Source organism: Psychrobacter frigidicola, from assembly GCF_007997305.1.
Taxonomy (GTDB): domain Bacteria; phylum Pseudomonadota; class Gammaproteobacteria; order Pseudomonadales; family Moraxellaceae; genus Psychrobacter; species Psychrobacter frigidicola.
In genome coordinates this window covers 776,567-793,579 of record NZ_VORZ01000001.1, presented here as the reverse complement: position 1 = coordinate 793,579, position 17,013 = coordinate 776,567, and the positions used below count along the sequence as shown (strand labels likewise).

Genomic DNA, 17,013 nt, shown 5'->3' with positions numbered 1-17,013 from the left:
TTGTTTTTAGATGCTAAATTTTTAAGTACGACTATTTAAGTACGACTCGAGGATAAACAACCTTGGTTCTAAGGCAGTTTAATCTGAACTGCGTATAGAGGGTTAATTATTTTGTTAGCAGTTATTTTGCAGATTATTTTTGGTAAAAAAAGGACAGTGATAACACTGTCCTTTTTAACACTTTGCTGTTAGCGTGGCAATCACTAATTATCTACCATTGCTCATCATCTGACTAATAGTAAACAGATCTCTTTAAACAGAGGCGCCAAAGTATTTGAGATCGAAGTTCATCATCGGGTCACTACCAGCTTTTACCATTTGTGCATGAGCGTCAATGCGTGGCAAGATACGACCAACGAAGTAATCAGCAAGCTTAGCTTTATTGGTATAGAACTCGCCTTCTTGACCGTTTGCCGCTTCTACCATCATGGCAAACATATACGAGTAGCACAGGTAACCAAAGGCATGCATGTAGTCAACCGCACAGCCATTGATTTCACTTTTACGAATGCCGATATTAGCCAAGACCGTTTTAGTTAACGCTTCAACGGTCTCGGCCGCGTCTAAAGTAGCTTGTTTGATACCATGCTCAGCGCTCATAGAGGCCACATAATCACGAATTTCACCTAAAAAGTTGATGACATATTTACCCTCATTACGGGCAACTTTACGGCCTAATAAGTCAAGCGCTTGAATACCGTTGGCACCTTCATAAATCTGTGCGATACGGGTATCACGAACGATTTGCTCCATACCCCATTCGCGCACATAACCATGACCACCAAAGACTTGCTGGCAATCAATGGTCGCCTCTAGCGCTTTATCCGTTAAGAAGGCTTTAGCAACTGGTGTCAACAATGACACACGGGCAGCAGCAATTTGTGCCGCCTCTGGGTCAGTACTGAATTTTTCGGTATCAAGTTGTTTGGCCACATACATCGCAAAGCAGCGTGACGCTTCAGAATTGGCCTTAGCGTTCAACAGCATTCGACGGACATCAGCATGATGAATAATAGCATCAGCAGGCTTCTCAGGGCTTTGAAGTTGGGTATCGCTACGACCTTGCGCACGATCAAGGGCATAAAGAGCGGCATTTTGATACGCCAGCTCAGAGCCACCAAGGCCTTGCAAGCCCATAGTCACGCGCTCATAGTTCATCATGATAAACATAGAGGACAGACCGGTATTTTCCGCACCAACCATCCAACCTTTGGCATCATCAAAATTCATGACACAAGTGGCTGAAGCTTTGATGCCCATTTTATGTTCAATTGAACCTGCTGCTACAGAGTTACGTGCGCCTAAGCTACCGTCTTCGTTGACCAAGAATTTTGGTACGACAAACAGTGAAATGCCTTTGGAGCCTGCTGGCGCGTCTGGAGTTTTTGCTAATACTAAATGAATAATGTTTTCGGTTAAGTCGTGCTCACCGCCAGTAATAAAGATTTTGGTACCGGAGATGCTAAAGCTGCCATCATCATTAGGCGCGGCTTTAGTCTTAATAATACCTAGATCAGTACCCGCATGTGGTTCCGTTAAGCACATCGTACCTGACCAGTAGCCTGCATACATTTTTTCTAAATAGGTCTGCTTTAGCTCTTCTGAGGCGGCTGCATTTAGACACAAGGTTGCGCCAACCGTGAGGTTAGGGTAGAGCGCAAAAGATTGGTTGGTAGTAAAAACCATCTCTTCGGTCAGCATAGTGACCATTTTTGGGAAGCCTTGACCGCCGTATTCAGGATTACCACCAAGGCCAACCCAGCCTGATTCAGCATATTGCTGGTAGGCTTCTTTAAAACCTTCTGGCGTGGTTACCACGCCATCGCCTTGATACGTCGCGCCTTCTTCATCACCGCTACGGTTAATTGGCAGCATGACATTTTTGGACAACTTTGCCATTTCTTCTAAAATCATATCGACTGTTTCCATGTCGACATGTGCCAAATTATCATTGTTTTGCCAAAACTCAGGGGCTTTAAAAACGTCTGTTAAGATAAAGCGCATATCATTGAGGGGAGCATTATAAATAGACATAAACATTCCTTTGATTCAAATAAATAAAAATTAAGTTTGTTAGTGTTTTCAATTGTTTTGTGAGCTTAACCTTAATAATTGATAGCCAAAGTTTAGCAAATTAGGCTATTAACTTGTGTATCTCTTCGTGAATTGTGCGTGCACGGAAAATTTTATTGACTACATGAATAATTGAAAACGGCAACACACCAAAGCATGTTGCCGAATAGAGTTAGTATTAAAGCTACTATGTTTGAAGCTACTTAACCGTTTGCTCAATTAAAAAGCAAATTGATCAACGTCCATGCTCATGTAGGGCTCAACGCCTGTAGCGATACGCTGTACATACGTAGTAGTGCGTGGTAACAATTTAGCAAAATAGAACTGTGCGGTTTTGATTTTAGCGTCGTAGAATGCTTGTTCGCCCGTACCGTCAGCAATGGCAGTTTGCGCCACCAGTGCCATACGTGCCCATAAGTAAGCCAGAGTCACGTAACCACTAAAATACATGTAATCAACCGCTGCGCCGCCTACTGCTTCAGGGTTTTCGGTGGCTTGTATACCAATATGTGCGGTTAAATCACCCCATTCTTTCACGTGTTGCGCAAGGGGACGGATAAATTGACCCATCTGCTCATTATCTTTATTTTCTTCGCAAAACTGTTGAATTACTTGAACGAAGTTTGCTAAGAGTTTGCCTTGTGAGTCTAAGACTTTACGACCCAGTAAATCAAGTGCTTGAATTTCAGTCGTGCCTTCATATAAACAGGCGATACGGGTATCACGGACGTTTTGCTCCATGCCCCATTCACTGATATAACCGTGGCCACCATACACTTGTATGCCATGGTTGGCGGCCTCTAAACCAGTTTCAGTTAAGAATGCTTTGGCAATGGGTGTCAATAAGGACAGCATTTGATCGGCAAATTCAAGGTCGTCGCCACTGCCTTTTGCAACAGTATCGACGAAATGCGATAAATAATACATTAACGCGCGACCGCCTTCTGCAAAGGCTTTTTCGGTCAATAACATGTTACGTACAGCAGGATGGACGATAATAGGGTCAGCGACTTTATCTGGCGCTTTGGCACCTGATAGTGAACGCATCGCAAGGCGATCTTTAGCGTAAGATAATGAACCTTGGAATGCATATTCAGCTGCTGTTAAACCTTGAATCGCAGTACCGATACGGGCCACGTTCATAAAAGTAAACATGCACTGTAGGCCACGGTTTTCAGGCCCAATTAGATAGCCATTTGCCCCATCGAAGTTTATGACGCAAGTCGCTGAAGCTTTAATGCCCATTTTGTGCTCGATAGAGCCGCATGTTACTTGATTGATATCACCCAAACTGCTGTCTTCATTAACCATGACTTTCGGTACGATGAATAATGAGATACCTTTCGTGCCAGCTGGTGCGCCAGGAAGACGTGCCAAGACTATATGAATAATATTATCCGTTAAGTCATGCTCACCGGCTGAGATAAAAATCTTTTGGCCAGTGATGCTATAAGTACCATCGTCATTCGGTTCCGCTTTGGTACGGATAGTACCTAAGTCAGAACCTGCATGCGCTTCGGTAAGGCACATCGTACCTGACCATTCGCCAGTCACCATTTTTTCTAAATAGGTATTTTTTTGTATATCCGTACCATGATGCTCGATGGTTTGAATCGCACCATGGGATAGACCGGGGTACATCGAGAATGACCAATTGGCGGTACCTACCATCTCATTAATAACGGTGGATAATGAGAACGGCATATTTTGCCCACCAAATGCTTCTTCAGCAGACAATGCTGGGAAGCCAAGTTCACAATACGCTTTATACGCTTCTTTAAAACCTTTTGGGGTAGTGACTTTACCATTATCAAAATGACAGCCTTCAGCATCGCCGCTTTGGTTCAGAGGCGAGAGCTCGTTTTCTGCAAAGCTTGCTGCCATCTCAAACAAACTGTCCATTAATTCACGGTCAGTTTCTTGGAATTCTGGAATGGTTTTATAATGATTTTCACTATCAAGTAGCTCATGCATGACGAATTTGATATCGCGTAGGGGTGCTTTATATTGCATAACGTCCTGTCCTATTTTGAATATGAGGTTTAATATGACCGAATGACACTCTTGCAAATAGCTCTTTTAATCAATGAGGCAATGTTTGCTCGGATCATATTTACTCATAAAAGATAGGCGTTAACAGTGGATTATACAAGTTTGGTGCTAATACTGATAAGTCATCAACCTTTCTTGCATCCTACAGTTAATAAACGACAGTAAGCAAAAACTATCAGTATAAGTAATAAAAAAACTAATTTTTATTAATAAGTTATCATTAATTTCGAAGGGTTTTTCAAGTGGTACAGCTACTTTTATTTGCGCTCTTTAGATAACATTTCTGTAGCAGCGTCAGCAGTGATAGGGCGACTAAACCAGTAACCTTGGCCATAGGTACAATCAATTTCTACTAATAAATTACGTTGTGCTTCAGTTTCGATACCTTCAGCAATTACTTTCATGTCTAGAGCAATCGCCAGGTCTAAGATAGCTTTAACGATAGCAAGTTGGATACGGTCACCCACGATTTTGGAGATGAAACTTTGATCAATTTTGATAAAGTCAAACGGATATTCTTGCAAATAGCTGAGTGAGGCGTAACCGGTGCCAAAATCATCTAATGCTAAGCAAATACCGAGCGCTTTAATCGCATTTAATTGCTGCTTAACGCTAGCATGACGTAGCATTAAGGAAGATTCTGTCACTTCGATATGTAATTGATGCGGATGAATAAAATGCTGAGTAAATAAGCTGCTAACAAAGTCAAAGAACTCAGGATGGCTAAACTCTGTGGCGTCAGCATTAATGCATATATGTTGAGTAAAGCCCATGGCTTGCCAGATGGACAGCTGCTTAGCGATTTGCATGGACATTTGACAGAACAACTCAAACGTTAGTTTAAGTTTAATAATGGCGTCAATAAAGTCGATAGGTTTGAGTAAACCACGTGTCGGGTGCTGCCAACGTACCAAAGCCTCAAAACCAGTTGTTTCCCCGGTTGCAAGCACCACTTTTGGCTGATAATAAGGAATAAATTGACACTCATTGATAGCCGTGCGTATTTCAGATTCTAACTGCAGGCTGTCGCCGTTGACATCCTTTAGCCTTTTATGATACCAACAAACATCGTCACCGCCGTGCTGCTTAACATAATTCAGCGCTTTTTCAGCCTTAGTGATTAAGTCAGTGAGTTGATTGCCATGTTCAGGAAAATAGCTGACCCCGATAGAGACATGCAAGTAAATAACATTGTTGTCAAGTGAAAACGGACGCTCACATATCTGCATCAGACGGTCAAGCTGGTGGCGCACCATATGCGCATCATCAAATTCAAAGAGTAGCGCAAAATCATCACCGCCAAAATGTGAAAAACAGCGTAAGTTATCCATCTCAAGCTGATCGACTCGTGCTACAAAATTTTTAACTAAATTATCGACATTATCAGGCCCTAAAGTGCTGGCAAGGATACGGTAGCGATCGATATTTAGACGCACGACCACTACCTCTTCATAGCTCTCCAATAACAGTTCACTGGTTTGGCTCAAAAATATTTTACGATTGGGTAAGCTGGTTAATGGATCGTAGTTCAGTAAATGTGCCAATTCCTCTTTTTCTTGAATCTCAGCGGAGATATCGCGCACCATGCCGATATGATAAAGCGTTCCTTCAACAGACATTTGGCGAAAAGTCATATGACAGTTTAATGTTCGCCCATAACGGGTTGCCATGGCAAAGTTATTTTCATAAAAACCATCATGGTTTAAATGGCTGATGATGTCCTTCAAAATTGTACGTTCTTGATCAGATAAAAATTCGGCAGCATAAATGCCAAGTGGGCGCCCAATTAAAAATGGTTCATGATAGCCAATCATAATCTCATAGGTCGCATTGACTGATAGGTAGCATAGATTACTGTCTAATATGAATATCGCATCATCTAGACTATCGCACAATTGGGTGAGTAATTGCTGCCTAATGGGTTCAGTAATCGGTGAAAACGTATTCATAACATCGCCTTATGGCAGTTAAGATAAGCGCTACAAAATCAGTACACGATACTAATAATAATGATAACCGTAAAAAATATTATTTTTTATAGGTTGGTAAATACTGGTTTTAGATAACTTTAAACTCTATCTAAGGCATAAGTGCATGCAAGGTAGCAAGTGCGACTACTGGAGCTGTCTCCGTACGCAGCACTCTAGCACCGATTTGCCACGGCATAAAACCTGTACGCTCAGCTTTGGCACATTCATCATCACTAAGGCCGCCCTCAGAACCAATTAATAGCTCAATGTAAGGTTTATCTTGAGCTAATACGGCTTGTTTTAATATTGATAACAACGCCGCTGGCATCGATGGTTGACCTGCTGCAGGCACGCTTAACATCAAACGCAAGTCTGCTGGCTTTTTTAAAATTTGATAATAAGAATCTTGACTAAGTTTGTCGACAATAGGACTGACTGCCATATCTGTATTTAATTGTACATTGTCTAAAGAGGATAGCCACTCATTGATAGGCAAGGGGGCGAGAATAAGGGGTGGACGGTTCAAGCCGCACTGCTCACAGGCGGCAATCGCCACTTGTTGCCAATGCAGTAGTTTTTTATCCACCTGCGCAGGCTTTAGCGATACCTCGCCATGCTGGCTGGTCAGTAGTTGAATGGCGGTGACCCCCAGCTCTGTTGCCTTTTGGATAGCGTAATCCATGCGTTCACCACGGCTCATGACTAAGCCGATTTTACTAATAATAGGTGCCGTGTGATCTTCGTCTATGTACGCTAGCAAGGTCACAGTCGCTTGTTTTTTACTGATGGTTTGCAGCTGCACATGATACTCACCGCCAAAGCCATCGAATAAAATACCTTCATCGCCGATATTTGCGCGCAATACACGACACCAATGATGGTTAATGCTCTCGGTCAACATGATATTAGTACCGATAGAAAAGCTGCTCAACTTATGGTAGCGGTGTTCAGTATTGTTAGAGCGGCTGTCCTGCACATTATCAAGCGCATAAAAAAAACGTCTCACGTTATTTCATTCCTATTATTTAAATAATAAATAATTCTTAATTTTTTTAAATTATTGGTATTAGGTTGATTATTAAAAATATAAGCCTTTTAACAACCAACCTAATACCAATAGTGACTGTTTGCATTGTAGCGCAGTTTGCTGAGGAAATAAAAACCAAGCGATGTTAAATATTGGTGTGAATTAGCTAGGTTAAGCAATCACGTTAGGTGATTGTCTTATTTATTAATATCAAAAAAATTCTATAAAAAAACTGGCGCTCCTAAGAACGCCAGTTGATTAATCAATAAATTTTAAAAGATTAAGAGGTAAGCCCTAATGCTTCCACTAAACGTTTATTGGGCTCAACCTTATTCATGCTATAAAAGTGCATGGCTGGCACGCCCTCGGCAATCAAACGCTCGCATAAGCGATAGACTACATCAAAGCCAAATTCGCGAATAGCCTTGCTATCATCGCCAAAGTCAGCCAACTGCTTGCGCACATAACGCGGGATATCAGCGCCACAGCTATCAGCAAACCGCATAAGATTGCTAGAATTGGTGATCGGCATGATGCCCGCTACCAATGGCTGAGCAACCGTATCGATACCACGTTTCTCTAAGGTATCACGCAGATACAAATAACTATCAGCGTTATAGAAGAACTGGGTAATCGAAGCGTTGGCACCTGCTTGATACTTATTGACCAAGTTGTCGACATCGGACTCAAAGCTACGTGCCTGTGGATGCATCTCAGGGTAGGAAGCCACTTCGATATGGAAGTGATCTCCTGAATGCTCACGAATGAACTTTACCAAATCTAAAGCAAATGGCAGCTCACCCATACCGACTTGACCTGATGGCAAGTCACCACGAAGCGCAACAAGGCGCTTGATACCTAAGCTTTTATAATGCTCAAGTAATTCGGCGATTTGCGCTTTGTCATCACCAATACAAGACATGTGCGGTGCAATATCAGTGTTACCACGTGCACACAAGGCTTGAACAATATCCAAAGTACGACTGCGCGTTGAGCCGCCGGCACCATAAGTCACCGAAAAATACGCAGGTGACAGCTTATTTAGCTCATCATAAGTACTGAGCAGCTTTTCGTGTCCTTGCTCGGTTTTAGCAGGGAAAAACTCAAAAGAAAAAGCGGGCTTACTCACAGTCGTGCTCCTCAGTACTAATATTGATATTAGTATTTATATGCATCAGGTTTGAACGGGCCTTCAACAGGCACGCCTAAGTATTCAGCTTGTTTGGCGGTAAGCTTAGTTAGCGTACCGTTAAAGCCAGCTACCATAGCTGCTGCTACTTCTTCATCGAGCTTTTTCGGGAGTACTCTGACGTATAGATTGTCAAAACGCTCATCGACTGGCAGTTCAGCAAACTTCTCTTCGAACAGATACATTTGCGCCAATACTTGGTTAGCAAATGAGCCGTCCATCACGCGCGATGGGTGACCAGTCGCATTACCTAAGTTCACTAAACGACCTTCAGCCAATAGAATCAGATAATCATTCACATCGTCTGAGCGGAAGATTTGATGGACTTGTGGCTTAACTTCTTCCCAGCGCCAGTTTTCACGCATGAATTGGGTATCAATTTCGGTATCAAAATGCCCGATGTTACAAACGACCGCACCTGGTTTTAGCGCCGCTAGCATGTGTTTGTCACAAACGTGATAGTTACCAGTAGTGGTGACTATCATGTCGGTGTCCTCTAACAGACGAGTATTGATGTTTTCTGCGCCGCCAGTATTGTCGCCATTAATGTACGGTGATAATACTTCGTAGCCGTCCATACAAGCTTGCATGGCACAGATGGGATCAACTTCTGATACGCGTACAATCATGCCTTCTTGACGTAAGCTTTGGGCAGAACCCTTACCAACGTCACCATAACCGATAACTAAAGCGCGACGACCGGCGAGGAACATATCCGTACCGCGTTTGATGGCATCGTTTAAGCTATGACGGCAGCCGTATTTATTGTCATTTTTAGACTTAGTAACGGCATCATTAACGTTGATAGCAGGTACTTTTAGCGTGCCTTTATTGAGCATCTCTATTAAGCGATGCACGCCAGTAGTTGTCTCTTCTGAGATACCATGCATGGCATCAAGCATTTGCTCGTATTCATTGTGAATTAGTGCGGTCAAATCACCGCCATCATCCAAAATTAAGTTTGCATCCCAAAGCTGACCTGACTCTTCACCGCCAACGTGGACTTGTTGACGTAAGCACCATTCGTACTCTTCGTCAGTCTCGCCCTTCCAAGCGAATACAGGAATACCGGCAGCAGCAATGGCCGCAGCAGCATGGTCTTGGGTTGAGAAGATATTACATGACGTCCAGCGTACTTCAGCACCGAGCGCAATCAAGGTTTCGATAAGTACGGCAGTCTGAATGGTCATGTGAATACAGCCGACGATTTTCGCGCCTTTGAGTGGCTGGTCTGCTTCGTAGCGACGACGCAGACCCATAAGGGCAGGCATTTCGGCTTCAGCAAGGGTGATTTCACGGCGGCCGTAATCAGCTAAGCTAATGTCAGCGACTTTATAGTCAGTGAAAGAGGGGTCGATCGTATGGGCAGAGGGGGCTTTAGACACTGCGTCCATAATATGCTCCTATCAGTGGTTAACGTATGATAAAAAGAATAATAACGCAGGTGCCGTTGTTTGCGCTGTCTAATGCTAAGGTTTTTAGTATTAAACAGTTTACCGAGCCTAACATGACAAATTAATCAGTGCTGTTTGATTATAAACCTCAAATGCAACTGTCAATTAATATGGTGCAACACCTCTCGGAGGTCGTTATTGTAATAGATGATGTGTAATTTGTCACCTATTGGCTGATATAAATACTAGAGAGTCATGGTACGTAAAATTGTTTTCTGGTGTTAGTAGCCATAAATAAAGGCCATCGATTGATGACCTTTATTATTAGTAATATAACTTTAAAATACTGCTAAATAAACTTAGAACCAGTTATAGGTTAGTGAGGTGAAATAACTTGTACCGTCTGTGGCATATTCATTACCGAACTGGCTAGCAAGGGTATAATCTTCATCAGTAATATTATCTACCCGCACGTTAGCACGAAGATTGGGAGTGATATAGGCGCTGCCACTTAAGTTAAGCAGCGTATAGCTATCAAGTTCCTTATTTTCGGTAGTAAGTCTGTCATCACTATGTTTTGCTTCGAGGCGAACATCGAACCTAGGTTGCTGATAACCGATATAAACTAAACCACTATTTTTAGGACGGTAGGGAAGTTGTTGATCAAAGTTGGCATCAGTTCTGGTTTTGTTCTTCGCATCTAAATAGTCATAACCTAAACCAAATATAAAGGAGCTTAAATGCCAGTCTGAAGTTAAGCTTAAGCCTTTGATTTTTGCCTCAGCAGTATTAGTGTTGCCACCAATCAAATCTTCAACATCGGTGTGATAGCCTGTTAATCGTGAAGTTTGCATATCATTATCGTATTCAACGAATACTTCAGTATTTTTACTGGTTTCAGGCTTCAAATTTGGGTTGTTATAGCCAGGGTAGTATAAGTCATTGAATGTTGGTGCACGAAATCCAGTAGAGTAACTTGCACCAATGCGCATGCCCGCTAAGGGACGTATGGCCGCTCCTAAGTTATAGGTGCTCTCATTACCGTATTGTGAGTTGTCATCTACACGATAGTTAGCTTGCAAGTCATAATAAGTTTCCGCCAGCTGATAACCAACAAAAGCACTTTTGACCGTTCTATCGTCAGGGTCATAAGGGGTCTGCACAGGAGGAGTGGTGTCAGGGTAAGGTGGATAAACTAAAACATCCGACGCGTCTAGTTTTTGTGACAGCCATTCTGCCCCAACAATTACAGTACCAGGTTGCGCGTTAATACTGGTCTCTAATCGCGCCTGCTCTTGGGTAGTATCGAACTGACTGCCTTCTTGATAGTTAATAGAGTTGTTATCATGAGAGGTCGATTTATCAATACTTTGACCATAGCTTAGTTTAGTCAGCGTCATTGGGGTTTGATATTGCAAATATGCGTTCGCGCTACCGTTTTTTTGATCAGAGTAAGCATTAGGAATAATAGTTCCAGCTGAGTCGAATTCAGTTGTAGAGTCTGAATATAAGCCGCTAATTCCTGCGCTTAGCGAATTCGTGAACTTGTGACGTAATGCTAAACTCACATTGGTAGATTCAAAGCCGTCATCATCAGCGTTATAATCAAAAGCGTTAGCGTTAGCAATCGCGTTGAAACCGTCGGTTTTATTGCGACTGACACCCAAGCTCAATGATGAAGTGTCATTTTTAAGCTGACCAGTTGCGCCGATTTGATAATGATTATTATTGCCGTAACCGACTGTCGTGGAACCATTAGATTGTTCTATGTTATTGCCCTTAGTGAAAATTTGAATCACACCGCCCATTGCATCAGCGCCATAAATACTAGAGCCTGAAGCGCCATATAAAATCTCAATCCGATCAATTTGATCAGCAGATAGTAGATTTAGTGAAGGAGTGCCTGTAGAGATAGAACTGTAACGGATACCATCGATGATTACGAGAACTTGCTTACTATCATAACCACGCATATAAAAATTGCTAATAGTTCCCATACCGCCACTTTGAGTAATATTAATGCCAGGCTGATTTTTTAAGACATCGGTTACGGTTTGACCTTGGAAGTGTTTCAACTCTTCTTTATCAATAACTCGAGTTTGGGCAATAACGTTGCTAGTTCTAGTCGGCGTACGCGTGGCAGTCACAACAATTTTATCGAGCTCAACTTGTGGTAGCGCGTTATCATCAACAGCATTGCCATTATTGGCAGCGGTAGCGCTTACAGCAAATACACCCAGCGCGCTTAAAATACACAACCGCAGATAAGTGGTCGAAGATGAACGTGATAAAGCCATAGTCAATTCCAAAGTTACTGAGTTAAAAAACAACCAAATTAAAGAGCCACAAAAGTAAAAATTAAGAAGCTGAAAATTACAAAAAGTAATAAATATTTTACACGCGCTCATTATCTACAAAATTGCTGCACTTAGAAACAACTTTAACCTAATCTTTATTCATCATAAACTGAGTTAATTTCATATCATGGCTTTATCGACTCAGCTATATGCCATATCAACTTGCCATCATTGATGGTTGTTACCATAGTTCGAACAATACGCCCGTTTTTATTAGCGCCGTAATCCTTTAAAATGAGCTTCGAAATCAATATTACTATTCACATAAAGCTAAGAGGTTTGTTTTGTCTATTGAGCGTTATTTGAGTCCTATTAGCTCGTCTCCATCACTTATATCGCGATTAATCATGTCGCGACTGATAATAGCGATGCTACTCACATTACTATTCAGTCTAATGTTACCTAATGCTGTGCTTGCTGCTGAAGGTGGGGTGCTGGGTATAGGTAATGGTAGTAAGGATGAGACCACAAGCGAGATCGTCCCTGACTCATTCGGACGGGACACGCCGCGCCATACCGTGCAAGGGTTTATCAGTGCATTAAGCGAAAATGATTATCTGCTGGCTAGTAACTATCTTAATCTGTCAAAATCTGATAATCCAACCACGGTTGTGCGTCAGTTTAAGCAAGCGCTTGACACAGGTGGCCGTTTTCAGGCTGACCTGCAGATTAATAACACTCCTGAAGGCAATCTAACCGATCAGCTGCCGCCAAGCCAAGAAAATGTAGGTAGTATTAGTATTGGCGATAATAAAATACCTTTACTATTAGAGCGTGTGGTCCCCAAAAAAGGCGAACAGTATTGGCAGTTTTCAAGCGAAACGCTCAACGCTATTCCAGAAGTGATAGAAAATACCGAACCGACTTTAATATCACGCTATACCATCGATAGTCTTGAAGATAAAAAACTGTTTGGTTATCAATTAGCTGATTTGGTTGCTGCTGTAGCCATCACTGCGGGTAGCTTCTTAATAATCTATATGCTGGTTTGGCTGTGGTATCACCTCTTAAATTTCATTTATCCACGGTTACGTGGCGTTCCATTTCCACTACCTAACAAAGTGATAGTGCCGCTTACTATCGTCATTATGGCGTTGGTTTTATCAGAGGTGATGGTCTATGCTGGCGTGTCAGTGACGCTACGTGAACCGGCCAATCGCTTTACCGAGATTGCCTCGTGGGTGGCTATGACTTGGCTGCTGCTGCGAGTCATTGACTCATTATTTACCCGCGCTGTGAACTTGAGCTATAGAAAAAATTATATTGAACGTGTCTCTATCTTGGGCTTGCTGCGCAAAGTAACCAAAGCTTTACTACTGATAGTTGGCATTATTGTTGTTTTTGGTAATTTAGGTTTTGACTTAACCACAGGTATTGCTGCCCTTGGGGTTGGTGGTTTAGCATTAGCCCTTGGTGCACAAAAAACTATTGAAAACCTCGTTGGTAGCGTCGTTGTGGTAGCAGACTCCCCAGTGCGCATAGGAGATTATTGTAGATTTGGGGATCAAGAAGGTACAGTCATCGACATCGGTATCCGCTCATCACGCGTGCGTACTCTGAACCGCACTGTGGTAACCGTTCCTAATGGTGATTTCTCCTCCATGCAGATTGAGAACTATACTTCGCGTGATATGTTTCATTTTTTGCATAACTTATATATCAAACGCGATGCTGATATTGATGTTATTTTTAAGATGGTCAAAGATTTAGATGAGTTTTTAAATGAGCATGAATTAACCAATCAAGAGTGGAATCAGGCTAATATTTTAGAGCTACGTCAGGACTGCTACATTATTCAACTACGTGCTTATGTCAATTCTCTTGACGTTATCGAATTTTATCCTAAACAAAATATATTATTAGTCGATATCTTAAACTTGGTCAAAAAGTACAAAGTCGAACATGCTTTGCCAACTCAGCAGCTTATTGTCAACCAAAGCGAGCTTGAACACCATTCAGAAAGTGACAATGAAGACAAAACTGCTGACGATGCTGATTATAATAGACGCGATGCTGGGGTCAGTAGCGATAAGGGTACGGATACTAGCCCCGACAGTAATAGTAAGCATCACATTGACATTAATGACTTAAGTAAAGATGCTAGCAGCAAGGGTGCTAAAGTAGCTGATAAGCCACCACATCAATCAGAAAAAAAGAAAAGTATTTTGGATAAATCTAAAAAAAATATTAATCTTAGATTAACAAAACGTAACTTCAAGCATTTCAAACGTATCAATAAACACAATAGTAAAAAAAATAGCCTATCTATATGGAATCAGCCATGGAGTTAATGTTATTTGCAACCAGCCGTATAATAAATCATAGAGAGCCTTAAAACAGTCGGTCATTCACGCCCATCAATCATACAGGTATAGCTTCTCTATCATTCATCTGGCCATAATGCGCCCATAGTAATAAGCTGGCGGCGCTACGGTGCGGTGACCAACCTTGAGTCGCAATTTTTAATTGTTTCGGGGTTGGTCGTCCAGTCAATCCTAATAAATACATCGCTGCTACTTTAATCGCTAAGTCATCAACCGCTAGTATGTCAGCGCGTCCTAGTGAGAACAGTAAATACATATCAGCTGTCCAGCGCCCAATTCCGGTTACTCCTGTCAGTATTTCTAACACCTCTGCATCAGTCATGGTTGTTAGCGCTTCAAAGTCTATATCATGCGCGACCAATGAGCGGGTATAACGGATTTTTTGCCTAGACAAGCCTTGTGCTTTTAAGGTGTCATCATCTGCTTGTATAATAGTTTGCGGAGAGGTCAAGTCGCTATCGTCCAAGCGTTGCCAAATACTGCTAGCCGCTGCAACGGACAATTGCTGTCCTACCATTGCTCGCATTAACTGTTTAAAACCACCAGCATTGCGGCGCAAGTTTGGGGCGCCAACTTGCTCATACATCGCAGCAAATTTTGGCTCGATAGCAATTAGCGCCTTGATGTGAGCAGTTAGCTCTGCTTTAGTTTCAATCGTTGTGTTAATAACTGTGCTCATAAATATATCCTGTTCGGCAAGCAACTGAATAAAATAGCTTAGATAAAGGTAACGCAGTAAATTGAACAATAAAAAAGGACTACCTTTTAGAGGAGTCCTTTTTTATTGAGATAAGCCGTTCACATATAAATAACAAACTTATCAGTTATTTAGCGTCAGGCTTGTTCTTTTTTAACAATACTAATACCGCACCATTACCACCATCTTTTGGCGGGGCCGAACAAAAGGCCAAGACTTCTGGTAATTGACGTAACCAACCATTAACGCAAGTTTTGAGGATAGCTTCGCTACCTTTGCCATGGACAATTTTTACCGAAGTTTCATTGTTCTGCTTGGCTTGGCTTAATAGTTGAGTCATCGCCTCACGTGCTTGCTCAATCGTGCAGCCATGAATATCTACCGCATCATACCAACGCAATTTACCTTGTTTTAACTGGGTAAATATCTTGTTTTGTAGCGTAGGATTCTTATAAGACAAGTACGCCTCACCAGCGACGGGATTAAGCAAAGCTTGCATATCTGATAAGGCTGCACCCAATTGTGCAGCATCGCTACCTTGAGCAGCAGCGCGTTTTGATAGAGTAGTTGCATCGGGTTTTTTAGCTTTTGCAGCATTGGCAGGTGAGCGCACGTTTTTATCATCGAGCTGATTGACGCCATGCATTGCTTGCATAAACAATACTTTGTCATCATCGACATGCTCAGAGTCCATTTGCTTGACGGTTCTTTTGACTTGTTTTTGGCTTAATAACGAAACAGGTTCGGTTGGCTTACCATCGTCACCATCAGGGGATGTGGTATCGCGACCTTTACTAAGTTGGCCTTTAAGCTCTTGGAGCTGTTCTTGCATTTCTTTAGAGAATAGAGAGTTTGCCATAAGAGTTAACGTGTCTGTTTATTGAGTGAATAAAATATTGAGTGAATAAATAAATACGAGTTAATAGGCTCATGTTTTAAGAGGATACTTTACGCGCTCACAGGAACGCTCGCAAGTAAGGATTGTAACGCTTGTCCTGGATGATCGGTCTTCATAAACTGCTCACCGATTAAAAAATGTCGGATATTATGACCTAACATTAAGCGAATATCATCAGCGCTATGAATGCCACTTTCAGTAACAATAAGCGCCTGTGATGCATTGTTTTGATTCGAGTCAGTATTAGTGTTGCCGTCAGCCGCTAGCACTTGTAATAAGGTGTTTTTTAAATCAAGCGTGGTCTGCAAGTCGACCTCAAAAGTATTTAAATTACGGTTATTAATGCCATAAATGTTGTGTTCTGAGCGTGGTATCTGCAAGGCGCGATCCAGCTCCTCTGCCGTATGTACTTCAATTAGCACATCCATGCCTAACTTAATGCTCAGCGCATGCAACTCTTGCACTTGGGTATCATCTAAGCAAGCCATAATAATCAATATACAATCGGCACCCATCAAGTAAGATTGATAAATTTGATAGACATCAATCATAAAATCTTTGCGTAGTATTGGTAGTTTGCAGGCGTCACGGGCTTGGATAAGATAGCTGTCAGCCCCTTGAAAATAGTCTCGGTCAGTCAATACTGATAAACAGCTGGCACCAGCTTGCTCATATTGTTTAGCAAAAGCGGCAGGCTCAAAGTTATGATTGATAATACCTTTGGAAGGTGAGGCTTTTTTAATCTCAGCAATAACCCCAATATCAGCAGCGCGTAGGGCAGCCGCAAAGCCGCGACGTGGCCGAGTATCAGCAGCAACTTGCTCTTGCAGCATCTCAAGTGACAGCACACTGCGAGCGGTGGCCACTTCATCACGTTTGGTGGCAACAATACGTTGTAATACCGATGGAATATCAGGGGTCGTTTCTAATTTGCTATGGTCAGTATTTAGGCTTGTAGTCATGAATATATCCGGCTATCAGTCAGTTTAATGCGGTAAGTATTAGTATGGTTTTGAAGCGTTATTATATTAT

Annotated in this window: 11 protein-coding genes; 1 reads left to right on the top strand and 10 read right to left on the bottom strand. The window is 42.1% G+C overall.

Annotated features, from left to right (window positions below; all coding sequences use genetic code 11):
- Positions 1-252: 252 nt before the first annotated feature.
- The 7 genes from ES754_RS03230 to ES754_RS03200 form a co-directional block, all read right to left on the bottom strand.
- Positions 253-2,034, bottom strand: coding sequence for an acyl-CoA dehydrogenase C-terminal domain-containing protein (locus ES754_RS03230; RefSeq protein ID WP_147222004.1), 1,782 nt, complete (start codon positions 2,032-2,034; stop codon positions 253-255).
- Positions 2,035-2,292: 258 nt separating this feature from the next.
- Entirely contained in the window at positions 2,293-4,086 is a 1,794-nt protein-coding gene (locus tag ES754_RS03225) for an acyl-CoA dehydrogenase C-terminal domain-containing protein (RefSeq protein ID WP_147222002.1), read from the bottom strand.
- A 296-nt stretch (positions 4,087-4,382) separates the two neighbouring features.
- Positions 4,383-6,074, bottom strand: coding sequence for a putative bifunctional diguanylate cyclase/phosphodiesterase (locus ES754_RS03220; protein ID WP_147222000.1), 1,692 nt, complete (start codon positions 6,072-6,074; stop codon positions 4,383-4,385).
- A gap of 130 nt (positions 6,075-6,204) precedes the next feature.
- The gene (locus ES754_RS03215) at positions 6,205-7,101 is read right to left on the bottom strand and encodes a 16S rRNA (uracil(1498)-N(3))-methyltransferase (RefSeq protein ID WP_147221999.1); all 897 of its coding nucleotides are present in this window, start codon (positions 7,099-7,101) and stop codon (positions 6,205-6,207) included.
- Between the two features lie 301 nt (positions 7,102-7,402).
- Positions 7,403-8,251 carry a methylenetetrahydrofolate reductase [NAD(P)H] gene (metF, locus tag ES754_RS03210; RefSeq protein ID WP_147221997.1) on the bottom strand — a complete coding sequence of 283 codons (849 nt, stop codon included), beginning with the start codon at positions 8,249-8,251 and terminating at the stop codon, positions 7,403-7,405.
- 29 nt (positions 8,252-8,280) lie between these two features.
- Positions 8,281-9,705: an adenosylhomocysteinase gene (gene ahcY, locus ES754_RS03205; protein ID WP_147221995.1), complete on the bottom strand. Its 1,425-nt coding sequence runs from the start codon at positions 9,703-9,705 to the stop codon at positions 8,281-8,283.
- A gap of 359 nt (positions 9,706-10,064) precedes the next feature.
- Positions 10,065-12,002, bottom strand: a complete 1,938-nt coding sequence (locus ES754_RS03200) for a TonB-dependent receptor domain-containing protein (RefSeq protein WP_147221993.1) — start codon at positions 12,000-12,002, stop codon at positions 10,065-10,067.
- Between the two features lie 407 nt (positions 12,003-12,409).
- Between ES754_RS03200 and ES754_RS03195 the strand changes: the two genes are divergently transcribed.
- Positions 12,410-14,353: a mechanosensitive ion channel family protein gene (locus ES754_RS03195; RefSeq protein ID WP_227677725.1), complete on the top strand. Its 1,944-nt coding sequence runs from the start codon at positions 12,410-12,412 to the stop codon at positions 14,351-14,353.
- A 70-nt stretch (positions 14,354-14,423) separates the two neighbouring features.
- On the opposite strand, the gene ES754_RS03190 is transcribed toward ES754_RS03195, so the two are convergent.
- From ES754_RS03190 to trpC, 3 genes are all read right to left on the bottom strand, one after another.
- Positions 14,424-15,065: a DNA-3-methyladenine glycosylase family protein gene (locus ES754_RS03190; protein WP_147221989.1), complete on the bottom strand. Its 642-nt coding sequence runs from the start codon at positions 15,063-15,065 to the stop codon at positions 14,424-14,426.
- A gap of 145 nt (positions 15,066-15,210) precedes the next feature.
- The gene (locus ES754_RS03185) at positions 15,211-15,942 is read right to left on the bottom strand and encodes a Smr/MutS family protein (protein ID WP_147221987.1); all 732 of its coding nucleotides are present in this window, start codon (positions 15,940-15,942) and stop codon (positions 15,211-15,213) included.
- Positions 15,943-16,031: 89 nt separating this feature from the next.
- Positions 16,032-16,943, bottom strand: coding sequence for an indole-3-glycerol phosphate synthase TrpC (trpC, locus tag ES754_RS03180; RefSeq protein ID WP_147221985.1), 912 nt, complete (start codon positions 16,941-16,943; stop codon positions 16,032-16,034).
- Between the last annotated feature and the right edge of the window lie 70 nt (positions 16,944-17,013).